13 protein-coding genes are annotated in these 15,978 nt (G+C 65.1%); 9 read left to right on the forward strand and 4 right to left on the reverse strand.

The window, feature by feature from the left end; translation table 11 throughout:
- Nucleotides 1-4 precede the first annotated feature (4 nt).
- The 6 genes from Q8P38_07375 (at nucleotide 5) to Q8P38_07400 (ending at nucleotide 7,368) form a co-directional block, all read left to right on the forward strand.
- Complete coding sequence (locus tag Q8P38_07375) at nucleotides 5-1,045, forward strand: zinc-dependent metalloprotease (GenBank protein ID MDP4014414.1); 1,041 nt, start codon at nucleotides 5-7, stop codon at nucleotides 1,043-1,045.
- The gene (gene tilS, locus Q8P38_07380; GenBank protein MDP4014415.1) at nucleotides 1,042-2,037 is read left to right on the forward strand and encodes a tRNA lysidine(34) synthetase TilS; all 996 of its coding nucleotides are present in this window, start codon (nucleotides 1,042-1,044) and stop codon (nucleotides 2,035-2,037) included. Before Q8P38_07375 ends, tilS begins: the two co-directional genes overlap by 4 nt.
- A gap of 19 nt (nucleotides 2,038-2,056) precedes the next feature.
- Entirely contained in the window at nucleotides 2,057-2,608 is a 552-nt protein-coding gene (hpt, locus tag Q8P38_07385; GenBank protein ID MDP4014416.1) for a hypoxanthine phosphoribosyltransferase, read from the forward strand.
- Nucleotides 2,605-3,735 carry an N-acetylglucosamine-6-phosphate deacetylase gene (nagA, locus tag Q8P38_07390; GenBank protein MDP4014417.1) on the forward strand — a complete coding sequence of 377 codons (1,131 nt, stop codon included), beginning with the start codon at nucleotides 2,605-2,607 and terminating at the stop codon, nucleotides 3,733-3,735. The genes hpt and nagA overlap by 4 nt, the downstream gene beginning before the upstream one ends.
- Nucleotides 3,736-3,833: 98 nt before the next feature.
- Complete coding sequence (locus Q8P38_07395) at nucleotides 3,834-5,822, forward strand: fibronectin type III domain-containing protein (GenBank protein ID MDP4014418.1); 1,989 nt, start codon at nucleotides 3,834-3,836, stop codon at nucleotides 5,820-5,822.
- Between the two features lie 70 nt (nucleotides 5,823-5,892).
- The gene (locus Q8P38_07400; GenBank protein MDP4014419.1) at nucleotides 5,893-7,368 is read left to right on the forward strand and encodes a hypothetical protein; all 1,476 of its coding nucleotides are present in this window, start codon (nucleotides 5,893-5,895) and stop codon (nucleotides 7,366-7,368) included.
- A 41-nt stretch (nucleotides 7,369-7,409) separates the two neighbouring features.
- Here the strand turns inward: Q8P38_07400 and Q8P38_07405 are convergent, their stop codons facing one another.
- From Q8P38_07405 to Q8P38_07415, 3 genes are read right to left on the reverse strand one after another with little or no spacing between them, the layout of a single operon-like run.
- Nucleotides 7,410-7,877: a nitroreductase/quinone reductase family protein gene (locus Q8P38_07405; GenBank protein MDP4014420.1), complete on the reverse strand. Its 468-nt coding sequence runs from the start codon at nucleotides 7,875-7,877 to the stop codon at nucleotides 7,410-7,412.
- Nucleotides 7,878-7,911: 34 nt separating this feature from the next.
- Nucleotides 7,912-9,159, reverse strand: coding sequence for a M20/M25/M40 family metallo-hydrolase (locus Q8P38_07410; GenBank protein MDP4014421.1), 1,248 nt, complete (start codon nucleotides 9,157-9,159; stop codon nucleotides 7,912-7,914).
- 39 nt (nucleotides 9,160-9,198) lie between these two features.
- Complete coding sequence (locus tag Q8P38_07415; GenBank protein MDP4014422.1) at nucleotides 9,199-9,432, reverse strand: hypothetical protein; 234 nt, start codon at nucleotides 9,430-9,432, stop codon at nucleotides 9,199-9,201.
- A gap of 266 nt (nucleotides 9,433-9,698) precedes the next feature.
- Here Q8P38_07415 and Q8P38_07420 point away from each other — a divergent pair, with 266 nt between their 5' ends.
- The gene (locus Q8P38_07420; protein ID MDP4014423.1) at nucleotides 9,699-12,191 is read left to right on the forward strand and encodes an ATP-dependent Clp protease ATP-binding subunit; all 2,493 of its coding nucleotides are present in this window, start codon (nucleotides 9,699-9,701) and stop codon (nucleotides 12,189-12,191) included.
- A 32-nt stretch (nucleotides 12,192-12,223) separates the two neighbouring features.
- Nucleotides 12,224-12,814 carry a DUF4232 domain-containing protein gene (locus Q8P38_07425; GenBank protein ID MDP4014424.1) on the forward strand — a complete coding sequence of 197 codons (591 nt, stop codon included), beginning with the start codon at nucleotides 12,224-12,226 and terminating at the stop codon, nucleotides 12,812-12,814.
- Between the two features lie 36 nt (nucleotides 12,815-12,850).
- On the opposite strand, the gene radA is transcribed toward Q8P38_07425, so the two are convergent.
- The gene (radA, locus tag Q8P38_07430; GenBank protein ID MDP4014425.1) at nucleotides 12,851-14,287 is read right to left on the reverse strand and encodes a DNA repair protein RadA; all 1,437 of its coding nucleotides are present in this window, start codon (nucleotides 14,285-14,287) and stop codon (nucleotides 12,851-12,853) included.
- 352 nt (nucleotides 14,288-14,639) lie between these two features.
- Here radA and Q8P38_07435 point away from each other — a divergent pair.
- The coding region (locus tag Q8P38_07435) for a DUF222 domain-containing protein (GenBank protein ID MDP4014426.1) at nucleotides 14,640-15,978 on the forward strand (1,339 nt) is incomplete at its 3' end.

Raw genomic sequence — 15,978 nt, forward strand, 5'->3', positions numbered from 1 at the left:
ACCTATGCCGATGATCGACTGGGCCACCGCTGCCGGAGTGGGGGTCCGGTTGGCGCCCGCGGGCCCCGATGTCGCGGCGGATGAGGCAAATGAGGCAGTCGCGGCTCTGACCGATACGGCTGCCCGAGCAGTGACGCCGGTGCGTGAAGTCACCGGTCTGATCGCTGACCCATCCGTCCACGAGACGACAGTTGTGGACCGCGCCACGTGGATCAGGTCCAACGTGGACGGGTTGCGCGTAGTCCTGGAGCCGATGGAGCAGCGCATGCTTGCCCAACGACCCGCTCTGGCAGCGGGTCAACTTGGCGCGAAGGCATCCGCGCTGGAACTCGGCGCGGCGCTGTCTTGGCTAGCTACCAAGGTGCTGGGTCAGTACGAGGCGTTCACACCGACGGGGGAAGCGGGGCGGCTGCTGTTGGTGGCCCCCAACATCGTGGCCGCCGAGCGCGAGATGGAGGTGCCCGCCGCTGACTTCCGCATGTGGGTATGTGTTCACGAGGAGACCCACCGCGTCCAATTCGGCGCCGTCTCGTGGCTGTCGGACTACTTCCGGTCAGAGATCGACGTGTTTCTCGGTGGCGTGGATCTGGACGGTGCCGCGGCATTGAAGCGGCTGGGCGTGGTTGGGCTCGAAGTTGTGCGCATCCTCGCCGGCGATCGCAGAGCGAGCATCATCGACGCTGTGCAGACTCCGGCTCAGCGGGAGGTCTTCGCCCGGTTGACGGCGTTGATGTCCCTTGTGGAAGGCCACGCCGAGTGGGTCATGGATTCGGTTGGACCGGAAGTGATCCCGTCCGTCGCGGAGCTGAGATCGAAGTTCAACAGGCGCAGGTCGAGCCCCTCGGCGGGTGAAGGCTTGCTGCGCAGATTGCTGGGGATGGACGCCAAGATGCGCCAGTATGCTGACGGGCGGATCTTCGTGGACCGCGTTCTCGAGATGTCGGGGGTAGAGGGGTTCAACCAGGTGTGGCAATCCCCCCAGACCCTGCCGCGCAAGGCCGAGATCGCCGACCCTGCCGCTTGGGTTCGTCGCGTACTCGGATGAGCGGCGGTCACCGCGAGGCAGACCTCGCCGCTAGGCAGGTCCGGGCGGCGGTGAGCCGGGCCCTCCCCGAAGCGACGGATGCCCTCGTTCTGGTCGCGTGCTCTGGCGGCCCTGATTCGTTGGCCATGGCCGCCGCGGCCAGCGACCTGTCGAAGCGGCGGTCGCTTCACGTCGGCGCCGTCCTGATAGACCATGGCCTGCAGCCCGGTTCGGATACTGTCGCGGCAACGGCCGCGAAGCAGTGCGAGGACCTAGGGCTATCGCCCGTCGTTGTCGAGTCCGTGGAAGTGGTCGTCACAGGGTCGGGGCTTGAAGCGGCGGCCCGGGATGCTCGGTACGCGGCGCTTGAACAGGTCGCGGACCGGGTCGGGGCGGTGGCGGTGCTGCTGGGGCACACGCTGGATGACCAGGCCGAGACGGTGCTACTGGGTCTTGCGCGCGGGAGTGGGATCCGCAGCCTTTCTGGCATGCCCGAAAGGCGAGGCGTGTTCGTCCGGCCTCTGCTTGGGCTGCGCCGCGATCTGGTCGCGGCGTCTTTGCCGCATTGGGGGCTTGAGGCCTGGCTGGACCCTCACAACGAGGATCAGAGCTTCGCCCGGGTTCGGGTGCGCCGCGTCGTGATGCCCGTGCTTGAACAGCAGCTTGGACCTGGAATCGCCGAAGCGCTCGCGCGGACAGCTCGTCTGGCGCGTATGGACGCCGACGTCCTGGACGAGTGGGCTGTGCGCGAGTTCGATGCCTTGAACTCGACAGGCTGGGGTGTTGGCGCTCTGGCGGATTTGTCGGCCGCCATCCGCGGCCGCGTGATCCGGACCAGACTCATCGACAAGGGGTGTCCGGAGGACGACCTGACCGCGGCCCACGTCGCGGAGGTCGACCGACTGATCACCGATTGGCATGGGCAGGGGCCGCTGACCCTGCCTGGAGCCGTCACCGCCACTCGTGGATGTGGGAAGCTCCTGGTGTACACCGACTCCGGCGAACCGCACTGACCAGGAACGGGAGCAGTCCATGGATGTGGCGGACATGGGTGAGGACTTGGATCGCGTCCTCATAGACGCCGAAGCCCTGTCGAGCAGGATCGCTGAGCTTGGGCAGCAGATCGGCCGCGACTACGAGGGCCGGGATCTGCTCATGGTCGGCGTGCTGAAGGGCGCCGTCATGGTGATGGCAGACCTGGCCCGCGCCATTCCGATGTCGGTGGAGATGGACTTCATGGCGGTCGCCGCCTACGGATATGGATCATCGCATTCGGGTGTAGTGCGCATCATCAAGGACCTTGACCGTGACATCGGCGGGCGCGACGTGCTCATCGTCGAGGACATCCTGGACTCTGGGCTCACCTTGTCATGGCTAATGCGGAATCTGCTCAGCCGCCGGCCCGCTTCGCTGGAAGTGTGCGCCCTGGTCCGCAAGCCCGAGGCCCTGGAGGTCACCGTGGATCTGAAGTACGTCGGGTTCGACGTGCCGAACGAGTTCGTCGTCGGGTACGGACTTGATTTCGCGGAGAAGTACCGGAACCTGCGTGTCATCGGCACTCTGGCCCCACACGTCTACAAATGAGCGCCCGCTGCTTCGCCGCTGAGCGGGTCGTGTTGCCCGATGGGCTCGACGAGCCCGGTTGGGTTCTCGTTCAGGGATCCAGGATCGCCGATGCCGGGCGCGGCTCTGCTCCCGCGCCGGTTGACGAGTCCATTCCTGGGCTGCTGCTGCCTGGGTTCGTTGACATCCACGCCCATGGCGGTGGCGGTGCGGAGTTCGAGTCCGCCGATGCGGAGCAAGTAGCGCTCGCGGTGGCCACGCATCGGAGCCACGGCACGACTACATCGTTCGCCAGTCTGGTCTCGGCGCATCCGGACGCCATGCTCAGCCAAGTGGCGGCGCTGGCGGACATGTGCGACGACGACGTCATCGCCGGGATTCACCTTGAGGGGCCGTGGCTGTCGCCGACATACAAAGGTGCCCATGACGTGACCGCTTTGCGGGACCCGTCGCCCGAGGAACTCGAATCGCTGCTGGCCGCGGGCCGGGGCCACGTCAAGATGGTGACCTTCGCTCCCGAACGCGCGGGCGCCCTGGCCACGATCAGGTTCTGTGTCGACAGTGGGGTTGTCGCCGCCGTCGGTCACACCAACGCCACGTATGAAGAAGTTGTCGCGGCCATCTCGGCGGGGGCGACTGTCGCGACGCACCTGTTCAACGCGATGCGGCCGGTGAAGCACCGCGACCCCGGGCCGATCCCCGCGCTGACTGAGGATCCGCGCGTGACGGCGGAACTCATCGCCGACGGTATCCACCTGGTTCCGCCTGCCATCCGGTTCGCGAAGAGAGCCGCGAGCGGGCGGATCGTTCTCGTGACGGACGCTATGGCGGCGGCGGGCGCAGCCGAGGGCGTCTACGACCTTGGCGGTTTGTCGGTGACAGTGACTGACGGGACCGCGCGACTGACCGAATCGGGCGTGATCGCGGGATCGACGCTGACGATGGACTCGGCGTTCCGCCGCATGGTGCTCGAGTGCGACTCCTCGGTGGTCGAGGCTTCAGCCGCGGCCAGCACGACCGGCGCACGGCTGATGGGGTTGGACGATCGCGGGCGGCTGGCCCGCGGGGCCTACGCGGACATGTGCGAACTGGATGGCGATCTCAGGCTTGTGCGGGTTTGGCGGAACGGAGCGCTCATCCGAGGGTGACCGTCCGGCGAAGGCACACACCTGTCTGCGCTCAAGTTGCTTCGATCCGGGGGGGGGGGGGTGGAGCATCGGAGGCCTAGGCAGATGTGGAGGCGATCATGGCCACGGCATTCGCGTTGAACACCAAAGCGCTCGGCGCGAGGCCGAGTCCCCGGCCGAGGTCCAGACGGCTGGGGCGTCTACTGCTGGGTAGCGCGCTTATCGCGGCGCTTGCGGCACCCGGATTCTCTTCCCAGGCGCTAGCTTCCGATTCGACCACAGGAGAACTCGTCGGCACATCTCCGGACATCAACATGTTCCTTGGCACGACCAGGGTTGAGGTCGGTGCCCGCCCCAACGGTTCCTTCGGTTCCGACGTGGACGCGCCCGAGCCCCCCTACTACCCTCGCTCAGACAAGTCAGATCCCATTCTCGGCTTTCGCGGCAATCCAGATGACTGTGATTGGTCGGACCCAGATTGCATCACGCAGGGTGACTTCTTCACACCTGGCACACCGTATGAGAACTGGGCGATCCAGGTTGGCGGGGCCAGCGCGTTGTACAACAACGACAGCGGCACTTCAGTGGCGGGTGAGTTCACATCGGTTTCCCCGAGCACGCCAAGCTCGGTCTGGGAGTCCAGCTCTCCGGTCGACGGAGCCGTCGACGTCCGCTTCGACTACTCGCTCCCGACGAGTTCCTGGCTGGTGGATGCTTCGGTCACCTTGACAAACTCGTCCAGCAGCACCGTCAATGACATCTACTTCAGCCGAGGCGTGGACCCAGACAACTGCAAGGCGGAAACCCGAACCACGCCCCCACCGCCGTTGTGCACCGACAGAGATGGCGTCCTTGTCACCGACACCTACGACACCCTGAACACCGTTGAGGCCAATGGATCGTCCGGCGGAGTGGCGCTGGTTACCGCTACGCAGACCGATGACACGTATCTGGGCCTTCGCCTGGCCTCGCCGACAGCCAAGGCCTACGTGAAGGATGGGGGATTCGCCACGAGCGGCAGCTTGGAGGACATCTACGGTGGCGCCGATCCGGACTACACGAACACTGTCGGACAGCCAGCCACCTACGATGACGTGGCCGTCTACATCGTAGACGTGATTCCCAGCCTCGACCCCGGGGAATCCGAGACGCTCTACTTCCAATACGTCTTGAAGGATGGCGCCCCTCTCCCACCGGGCGCTCCGACCTCGGTGACGGCCACAGCGGGTGACCGGGAGGCGGACGTCTCGTGGACCGCCCCAGGCAGCTCGGGCGGGTCACCGATCACCGGCTACACGGCTACCGCCTCACCAGGCGGAGCGACATGCACAACGAGTGGTGCTACGTCTTGCACCGTCACTGGATTGGACTACGGAACCTCCTATACGTTCACCGTCACAGCCGAGAACGCCGAAGGCACTGGGTCGCCGAGCGAACCCAGTAACAGTGTTACGACAGATAACGGTCCGGCCCTAACTCCCGCTTTCGGTACTCCGACTTCGACCGCAGATGGGTTCACGGTTCAGGTAAGCAACTATGACGGTGACTTCACGTGGGGCGTGTCTGCTTCTTCTGGGTCGGTTTCTATCGACGGCTCGGGTCTGGTGACGGTGACGGGTTTGGATCCGGGCGAGTCGTCCACGGTGACGGTTACGACTGACCGCACCGGCTACGATAGTGGCACAGCTGACGTCGAAGGAACCGCGTCAAGCGCCTCGGGCAAGAAGAAGCAGCGGCCGACCCATGGCTGTGTCATCAACCCCGCGAAGATCCCCGTCAGCGGTACGAGGAAGTTGGCGAAGAGCGGCTGCGAAACCAACGCCGACCAGCCGCCGGGGGTCAAGGTCGTGGCGAAGAAGAGAGGGGTCCAAGCCGCTGACTGGTCGCCGCCTGAGCAGTTCACCAAGCCAGAGCTGTACTGCAAGGTTCGAGGTAAGAAGGCCAAAGCCACCAGCAACGCCGGCTACGGAAAGGGCTTCCGCTACTGCAAGAAGGGCAAGCTCATGATGCGCACATTCGGCGACTGGAAGAAGATCACCATCACCTGGAAGGCGCCAGCCACCGACACGTACACCAAGTACAAGCACACCAGCCGCTACCGGCGGTAGCGAGTCGGCATCTGGACCTTCGCGGTGTCACACTGGGTGACTACGAGTGCCCCACCCGCGGAGGAGTGAAGTGCGCGTTCCCGGAATACCGATCCTTGCTGTCGTCGTGGCCGGGTCACTTTTGGCCAGTCCCGTCGCGGTACAAGCTTCCCCAGCCGTCCAGGCTGACTCGTCCGGCGGGACCGTGTCGCCGAGCTCGTCGCACAGGGATGTGCCCGCCGGCTACGACCTGTACGAGACGGATGGGCAGGACACCTACATCTTTATGCAAGGCGCGTCCGAGATCCCGGCGGGCTACTTCTCTCCTACGTCGTTGCCGTTCAGTGGGAGCGTCAAGTTGTGTGGCGAGCCTTTGGAGACAGTCCCTCATCTTGGTGACGTCGGAGACGCGGACACGGTCGTGCAGCGCCTGAGTGACATGACGTTTGGGTCGGGCTCGACGACGACCGTACCGATCGAGATGGTGGAGCTGAACCTGGTCAGCTGCGAGCCCATCAAGGTGGAGAACGCGACGACGACTAAGAAATGGAACCTGAAGGTCGAGCTGTCGCCGACCACGCCATCAACGGGTGCCATGACGGTCAGCTTGAACGGTCTCCTGGGAGGCACGTTCATGACGCAACTTCAGCTGTTCGCAACGATCATATTCACCAGAGTGGGCTCGGATACCAAGAGCAGGATGATGGACGTCTCCGACCATCTGCAGGGATCCACCTCTTCACCCTGGCGTTCCGGGTGCAAGCTGCCGGCGCTCGCGGTCCCTGGAGTGAACGATGGCTTCTGCCCAGGTCTTACAACCAAGAGCAAGAAGCGCGCGATCGAACTGGCAGGGGCGACGATCCAGCAAACCGTGGTTCCGGCCCAGCCCAGGCTGGAGCACTTCACCTGTTATGGGGCCGACCAGGCCCGAACGAAGTTCAAGCCGCGTTCGGTTCGGTTCAAGGACCAGTTCGGCAAACGGAGAGGCCGGCTCCTGCGGCCCTCCGATCTGTGCAACCCGGCGAAGAAGAACTCCGAACCGTGGCTTCAGAAGCGCGTCCACCTGAAGTGCTACGCGTTCGAGGGCCGGAAGTTCAGGCCCCGGACGGCTGTGACACGGGACCAGTTCGGTTCGCGTACGTTGCGGGTCAAGGAGCCGGAGAAGGTGTGCGTGCCGTCGAAGAAGCAGCTTCTGAAGCCGTCCAAGAAGATCACTATCGGTGGCAAGCCCAACCCGCTGCTTGTGGACAACTTTGTCTGCTACCGGGTCGAACCACGGGGGGCCTCTCCAGCGCGGTCCGTGAGGTTGAAGGATCAGTTCGGCCACTTCCGGACCCGCGTCCTGAAGCCAGTTGGGCTGTGCAATCCAGCCAAGGTTGACGGTGTCGCGAGCAATCACGCGATCAAGCACCTGACGTGCTATCGGCTGGACCCGAAACGCCCCGCAGCCTTCAAACGTCGCCTCGTCCAGGTGAGCAATCGCTACGGACGCGAAGCGCTGTCCGTTCGACTTCCTAGGGAGCTGTGCGCGCCTGGATCGAAGGTGCTCCCGCCCAAGTCCGGCTGAGCCTGACCCGCGCCGGACGAGCACCGCGCGAGGGTAGGCGGCTATGCGGGACTGAGGGCGAAGATCATGATCTCGCGTCCGGCCCTGCCGCGGTAGGCGTGGTACGCGGGCCAGATCGAGTACATGAGTTCCCAGATCGCTTCACGCTCGGCGGGTTCCGTGATCTGCCGGGCGACCATCGCATTCTCGACGCCGTCTGTCGTGACCGTCGCGTGCGGGTCGGCTGCCAGGTTCAGAGCCCAGGCCGGGTGGTGCTGCTGGCCGAAGTTCGAGCCGATCAGGATGATTTCCTCAGCCCGCGTCCCATACAGCAGCGTCACCGTGCGGGGCTGACCGGACTTTCGGCCGGTCGTTGTGACCAAGCACTGGGGTAGCCCGTAGTTCCCCATCAATCCGAAGCGCCCGCCCGTCCGTCTCAGGACCGCGGCGTCGGCTGGCGCGAGTCTGGCAGCGGTCCAGGCGAACCACTTCTTGTTGCCGAGCCAGCGCATGACATCTCGGTACTTCACGCTCCGAGGGTAGGCGGCCGCTCTCGACAGCACTTCAGTCGGTTAGGGCGGCGATAGCGATTGTCTTGGCGACATCCAACGCTTCGTCCAGCCAGACGCGTTCGGCGCTGGTGTGGGACAGCGCCGGATCGCCGGGACCGTACAGAACCGTCGGGATCCCCGCGGCCAACGTCTGTCGAAGGTCCGATCCGTAGGTTGCGCCGGTGATCTGTGCCGTCGCTCCCGTGACGGCCCGGTGGGCTTCGGCGACGCGGCGGACGATGTCGGCGCCCGGGTCCTGGCGCGCTGGCTCGAACTGCCCGCCGACCCATTCGACAGTCGCGGTCGCGCCCTGCTCGCTCGTGGCGCTCCGGACCGAGGCTTCGAACCTGGCACGCGCCTCGGCCACAGGCATCCCCAGCGGGACGCCGAATCGCCCTTCGGCTTGAAGCGACCCCATCACCGTCGACGCCCAATCGCCTCCGGACACGATGCCGATGCTCGTCGGGTAGGGGATGGGCCAGTCAGCCATGAGCGGATCCGGGTCGGCGCAGAGCTCGGCCTCCAGCGAGGCGAGGGCGGAGTTGATCTTCTGGAGCGAGTCGAGGGCGCTGACGCCCTCCCATCGTCGGGCCGCGTGGGCGCTGCGTCCGGTCAAGGTGATCCGGAAGCCGAGTGCGCCACCGTTGGCGACCACGATTTGGCCTGCCGTCGGCTCGGGGATGACGCAGCTCGCGGGCCGGACCCCCCGTGACAGCAGATCGAACGTGCCGCAACCGCCGTCCTCTTCCCCCGAGACGGAAGCGACGAGGATCTGGCGCGGCGGCCTGACCCCGGTCACTCCGATAGCTCTGACCACATGGATCGCAGCAGCGAGTCCAGACTTCATGTCCACGGACCCCCGCCCGGTGATCCAGCCGTCGCGTGACGAAGGCAGGAACGCGTCCGGCCAGCCGACGGCTGGGACGACATCGGAATGACCCAACAGCAGCAGGCCGCCGGAGTCCGGTGGTACGTCTCCGGATCGAACCTCGCCGGGCCCGAACCTGCCCAGCACCCCCGTCACGAACTCACGGTCGATCTCGACGCCGGGGAATCCCGGGCGCTCGGCGAGTTCCGCCAAGGGTGTGCGCCAAGTCGCCACTTCCATCCCGAGGTGACGCATCCGGTCCGCCATCCAGGCCTGCGCCTCGGGCTCCGCGTCCGAACCGGTGACCGAAGGGATCGTGATCAGATCCTGGATGTCACAGGCGAGGTCGGCCTTCAGGTCATCGATAGCCTTCAGCACTTCTGCGGCCAGCACCGCAGGCTGGGTGGATTCCACGGGTGCGCGCGGCTCTGGTCAGTCGCCGCCATCGACGGATGCGGTTCGAGCGAAGTCGGCGCCTGTCGGAAGCCCGCTGGGACCGAACTCCTTGATTGGCTCCGGACGCGACGACAGCGTCCACAGCGCGAGGACGGCGATAGTGATCAGCACGAGGAAGGTAACTCGATGGGCGACCGAGCTGAGAATTTCCTGGCGATCCGGGCGAGGGCCGACGATTGGGAATCCCGGTTCACTCCACTGATCGTTCATGTGATCCTCGGCTCTCAGGGCACGTGTCTAGGTTCTCGCATCAGACTCGCGGACGCTAGTCGGCCAGACATTTGCTGCTCGATCAGGTGCTCGATTCCGCCAGCCTCGACTCGCGCGACCTTGCTCACTCGAGGCTGATTGGCACAAGATGGGCCGATGTTCACGCTCGGCGTAGGCCGAGGTGGCAGTTCCACAGTCATGCGTTGCCTGGTCGCGGCTAGCATTGTTGAACGAGCTAGCTTCCGGGTCGCGCAGGAGTGTGATTGATGTTCGAGAGGTTCACCGACCGTGCCAGGCGTGTGGTCGTCCTGGCGCAGGAGGAAGCCCGGATGCTCAACCACAACTACATCGGCACTGAGCACATCTTGCTTGGCCTAATCCACGAGGGAGAAGGAGTCGCCGCCAAGGCGCTTGAAGGCTTGGGCATCTCGCTGGAGGGGGTTCGCTCTCAGGTCGAGGAGATCATCGGTCAGGGCCAGCAGGCGCCCAGCGGTCACATTCCCTTCACTCCGCGGGCGAAGAAGGTGCTCGAACTATCCCTGCGGGAGGCGCTGCAACTGGGGCACAACTACATCGGCACTGAGCACATTCTGCTCGGGCTCATCCGGGAAGGCGAGGGCGTCGCGGCACAGGTTCTGGTGAAGCTGGGAGCTGACTTGAGCCGTGTCCGGCAGCAGGTCATCCAGTTGCTCTCCGGCTACCAGGGCAAGGAGCCCGCGACATCCGGCGGCCCTGCCGAGGGGACCGCGTCGGGTTCGCTCGTCCTGGACCAGTTCGGCCGGAATCTGACGCAGGCCGCGCGCGAGGGCGCTCTTGATCCCGTGATTGGGCGTGAGAAAGAGATCGAGCGCGTGATGCAGATCCTGTCTCGCCGCACGAAGAACAACCCCGTGCTGATCGGGGAGCCCGGCGTTGGCAAGACCGCCGTTGTTGAGCTTCTGGCCCAGAAGATCATCGCCGGGGACGTGCCGGAAACGCTGCGCGACAAGCAGCTGTACACGTTGGACTTGGGCGCGCTCGTCGCCGGGAGCCGCTACCGAGGTGACTTTGAGGAGCGCCTGAAGAAGGTGTTGAAGGAGATCCGGACCCGCGGCGACATCGTGCTGTTCATCGACGAGATGCACACCCTCGTAGGCGCTGGAGCGGCCGAGGGGGCGATCGACGCCGCGAGCATCCTCAAGCCGATGCTGGCCCGGGGGGAACTACAGACCATTGGTGCGACGACGCTGGACGAGTACCGCAAGTACGTTGAGAAGGATGCGGCCCTGGAGCGCCGGTTCGCGCCGATCCAGGTGGAGGCTCCCGACGTGCCTATGACGGTCGCTATTCTGCGTGGCCTGCGCGACCGATACGAGAGCCACCACAAGGTCACGATCACCGACGCGGCGATAGCGGCCGCCGCCCGGTTGTCCGACCGATACATCAGCGACCGGCAGTTGCCGGACAAAGCCATCGACCTGATTGATGAGGCGGGCTCCAGGCTGCGGATCAACCGCATGACCGCGCCGCCGGACTTGCGTGAGTTCGATGACCGCATCGCCGAGGTGCGTAAGGAGAAGGAATCCGCCATCGACGCGCAGGACTTCGAGGCGGCCGCATCCTTGCGGGACCGGGAGAAGAAGCTGATAGGCGAGAAGATCACCCGCGAGCGCGAATGGAAGTCCGGTGACCTGGATGTCGTAGCGGAGGTTGACGAGAAGCTCATCGCCGAGGTCTTGGCCTTGATGACCGGCATCCCTGTCACGGATGTGTCTGAGGACGACACCGCCCGGCTCATGCGAATGGAAGAGGAACTGCACAAGCGTCTCGTCGGCCAGGAGCAGGCAGTGGTGGCGCTATCGAGGTCCATCCGGCGTACGCGAGCCGGGCTGAAGGACCCGAGGCGGCCCTCAGGATCGTTCATCTTCGCCGGGCCGTCCGGCGTGGGCAAGACCGAGCTGAGCAAGACGCTGGCCGAGTTCCTATTCGGTCAAGAGGACTCACTGATCGCCCTAGACATGAGTGAGTACTCAGAGAAGCACACGGCCTCGCGTCTGTTCGGTTCACCTCCTGGCTACGTCGGGTACGAAGAAGGCGGACAGCTCACCGAGAAGGTCCGGCGCAAGCCGTTCTCCGTTGTGCTTTTCGATGAGATCGAGAAGGCTCACCCGGACATCTTCAACTCCCTGCTCCAGGTGCTCGAGGAGGGTCGGCTGACCGACGCCCAGGGGCGCGCCATCGACTTCAAGAACACCGTGATCATCATGACGACGAACCTGGGCAGCAGGGATCTGTCGAAGTCGCTCGGCTTCTCCCCGATGGGCGACGAAGAGGGTGCCTACGACCGCATGAAGAGCAAGGTGGAGCAGGAGCTGAAGCAGCATTTCCGCCCTGAGTTCCTCAATCGGATCGATGACACCATCGTCTTCCACCAGCTCACCCGTGACGAGGTGCTGTCGATCGTCGACCTGATGGCGAATCAGCTCGACTCACGGTTGGCCGAGCGTGACATGAGTGTCGAGTTCACTCGCGAGGCGAAGGAACTGCTCGCTGAACGTGGCTACGACCCAAGCATGGGCGCGCGGCCGTTGCGACGGACGATGCAGCGCGACATCGAGGATCCGCTGAGCGAGCAGGTGCTGTTCGGCCAAGTCAAGCCAGGCAGCATCATCGTGGTTGGAGTGGAGGGCGAGGGCGAAAGCCGCGAGTTCACGTTCAAGTCCGAGCCAAAGGCGGAGCTTCCGGACGCGCCACCCGTAGAAGCGGCGGGGCAGGAGTAGGTGGCGCTGGCACCTGCGGCTACCTTTGTGCAATGAGTTCGGTCATCCGCCCAGTTGGTCCGGAGGAACCCCAGACGTACTGGAAGCGCCGCGCTGCCATCGTCGTCGGGGTGTTGGTAGTTCTGCTGATCCTGTTCTTGGTGTTCAAGCCTTCGGGCTCTGACGCTGAGCCCGACGCCGCCCCCAGTCCGTCGCCGACGGTGACTGATAGCGCGTCGCCGAGTTCATCGCCTAGCGGAGTGTGCTCAGATTCGGACATCAAGGTCACGGTGACTTCCGCGCAAGCTGATTACCCCCCGGGCTCGAATCCGAAGATCACACTAGCGATCGCCAACGCGGGGGAAGTGCCCTGTTCCCGTGACGTCGGGTCGCCGGAGAACGAGGTTGAAGTCGTCTCAGGTGATGAACACGTGTGGTCGAGTGACGACTGCAGCACAGACGAACAGCCGGACGTTGTGATGCTCCAGCCGGGGCAAAAGGCGTCGGTGACCGTCGAATGGTCCAGGGTCCTCAGCGCACCCGGGTGTCCGACTGGTCAGCCGGCCGCCAAGCCAGGCACGTATGAAGCCATCGGGCGTAACTCGAAGGTCAAGAGCCAGCCAGCCGCGTTCAAGCTCTCGTAGCGGCGCTACCCCCTAAGTTGGTCGGCGGATCTGAGCTCAGCGAGGTCTTCGATCCTCAAGGCGCGTAACGACCGGTAGCTCAGAGATCTCACAGCGGCTGATAAGCGCGTGGAGAGCCTGCGCCAGGGTCGGCGCCTCTATCACTGCCGAGCTGGCGGCACCCTCGAGGCGGCTGCGGGTGCCGGGGGGCGCGAAGATCCACGTGTAGCCCAGGCGGGTCGCCTCCGCGATCCGTTGGGCGATCATCGGGACAGGGCGAATGTCGCCAGATAGCGTCACTTCCCCGATCGCGGCGACATCAGTCGGCGGTGCCACATCCCTGGCGGCCGTGGCGATTGCGACGCAGATCGCCAGGTCAGTGCCTGGGTCAGTCAGGCGCATTCCGCCGATGGTCGCGACGTAGAGGTCCTTCGTAGCTAGGTGTAGACCCATCGTGCGCTCTGTCACCGCCGACAGCATCCCAACGCGCGGCGAGTCGAGCCCGGACACACCACGCCGCGGATTCGGATTCGAGGACCTCACGAGTAGGGCTTGGACTTCGGCCACGAGGGCGCGTCGGCCCTCGATCGTGACAGTGACGCATGTGCCTGGGACAGGCTCGTCCCGCTCGCCGAGGAAGAGCGCGCTCGGGTCCGGAACCTCGCGCAGTCCTGAGTCTGTGTGCTCGAAACAGGCGACCTCGTCTGTTGGCCCGTAGCGGTTCTTGATCGCGCGCAGCAGCCTCAGCGAAGTGTGCCGGTCACCTTCCATGCTCAACGTCGTGTCAACCGTGTGCTCCATCGCCCGTGGCCCGGCGACGACGGATTCCTTGGTGACCTGGCCGACGAGGCAGATCGGAATCCCGTTGGACTTGGCGATCCGAGTCAGTACTTGCGTCACTTCCATGACCTGAGCCACCCCGCCAGCTCGGCTGTCGAGGTCCGATGAGGCGATCGTTTGGACTGAGTCAACGATGACCAGGGACAGGTTCTGCGAATGCTCCTCGATGTGCCCGATGAGCGCGGAAAGGTCCGTGTCGTCGGCCACGAGCATTCGTTCGCTGCCCGCGCCGATCCGGCGCGCCCTCACCGAGATCTGTTGGGCGGATTCCTCGCCGGTCAGATACAAGGTGTGCTTGCCGGACCGTTCGGCGACCGCATCTGCGATCTGAAGGACCAAAGTGCTCTTGCCGGCGCCGGGCTCACCTGTCAACAGGACTACCTGTCCGGCCACCAGGCCACCACCGAGTATGCGGTCGAACTCCGCGACTCCGGTCGTCAGCCGAGCAGTGGGCTCGGTGCCCGAGATTCGGGACAGGGGAAGGGCGGAGCGGTCTGGAGACGCTCGGCGCCCAGATTTTCGAGACCCCGCCCCTGGTGAGTTCGCCAGCTCCGCCACCGTGCCGTATTCGCGGCACTTGTTGCAGCGGCCCACCCATCGGATCGAGTGCGCGCCGCAGTTCCCGCACCTGTAGGAAGTTGTCGTCTGAGCCATCGGTCCGCCCTCCTTGCCTGTCCCCTTCGAGGGGAACGGTTCAGGCCACGCTATTGGTGGGGTCCGACAGTGTCGGGAAATGTGAGAAGCGAACATCTCTGACGCCCTCCGATCGGAGGTGTGGACGACGCCAGGCGCCCCCCGAGCTAGGGATCCGTCTGGCGGCGTTGGCCAAGCGTCCACCGATTCCCAATTCGGCCCACTACCGTCGTCCCCGTTTGAGTTGTCCACAGGTCGTGACATCGGGGATGTTGTCCACAGCCTGCGTGGTGTGCCGTTGATTGTCGGACCCTCGTGGGAACATGTGTGCGAGTACAGGTTTCCTCTACGAAGCGGGGTGGGGGTGGGGGTCATGTCGGTGGCTGAGTTGGGTGGGTCTTCCGAAGCTGGGGGCGTGGGGTGCGCGGCGTCGCCGCCGGTTGCTGGGGTGATGTCGGCGCTGATGGCCGCGGCTGACGCGACGGTTCCCTCGGGCCTGGGCTGCGGCGACGTATTGGCCGCGGACGTGGCTGTGTTGTCCCGCGTGGTGCACGCGGCGCAGGCGGAACTGGCTCGCCGTATCGCCGCGGCTGAACACCAGGACGCGTTGGCTTTGCAGGCCCATTCCACGTTATGCGCCAATGGTTGGGCCAGCGCGGCGGCGCACAGCCTTGTAGCCGCGGCGCGGTTCGTCGATTCCCACCCGGTTTGCTCTGGGCCGTGGCGCGTGGGCCGGGTGGGGGTGGAACGTTACGCGCGAATGGAAAGCGGCACCCGTGACTTGGACACCGACCAAACCGAGGACGTGGCCAAGGCGTTGGCGCCGGTCCTGACCGAGTTGAGTGTGGCTCAGGTCGCGCGGGCGTGCGCTCACGCTGTGGCTTTGGCCAAACCCGACTTGGCGCATCGAAGTGAACAAGACGCCCACGACGAACGGTATTTGGCGTTCACCAGGTTCCGTGACGTATCTGTGTTCGAGGGCCGCCTAGCCGGTGTGGACGGTAAAGCGTTCGAAGAGGCTGTGGCGGCGTGCGCTGAATCGCTTCGCGTCGAGGGCGACGGTTTGACCCGGGGGCAGCGCAACGCTGACGCTTTGATGCTTCTGGTCAGCAAAGCCGACCTACCCAAACACGGCGGCCTACCAGCGGCGGTCACGTTGACCATGACCATGGAACAGGCCGAACAAGTCGCCAACACCTCCCCCGGGCAACCCCACGGCGACGCTGGCGGCGGCTCGGACAGTGCCAACAGTGGCGGCTGTGGCGACAGGTGGTGCGCTGGCGGTGCCGGCTTGGGCGGGCTGGGTCACGATCAGGTCCTAGGTCAAGGCGGTGCCCGGTTCGGGTTGTGTTCCTGCCAGATCACCCCCGTGATCGCTGAGCCGCGCGAACCGGTGGATCCACGTTCGTTGTTGAACCGTTTAGGTTTGACTCAGCTACAGCCTGTGGCGGTGGGGCGTTCGGTTCGTCTTGCGACCCCGGCGCAGCGCAGGGCCTTGGCTGTTCGAGACGGGGGATGTGTGATCCCGGGCTGTGATGTGGGACCTGAACACACCCAGCCGCATCACGTCACCGCGTGGTCCCTGGGAGGCGCGACCGACCTGGACTCGTTGGCCAGCGTCTGCTGGCCACATCACCGTCAACTCGACCTCGGCCGGTGGGAACTGACCCGCGACACCGAGCCAGACCAACCCGGGGCGGGCCAACCCGGGG

Source organism: Candidatus Nanopelagicales bacterium (assembly GCA_030700225.1).
Taxonomy (GTDB): domain Bacteria; phylum Actinomycetota; class Actinomycetes; order S36-B12.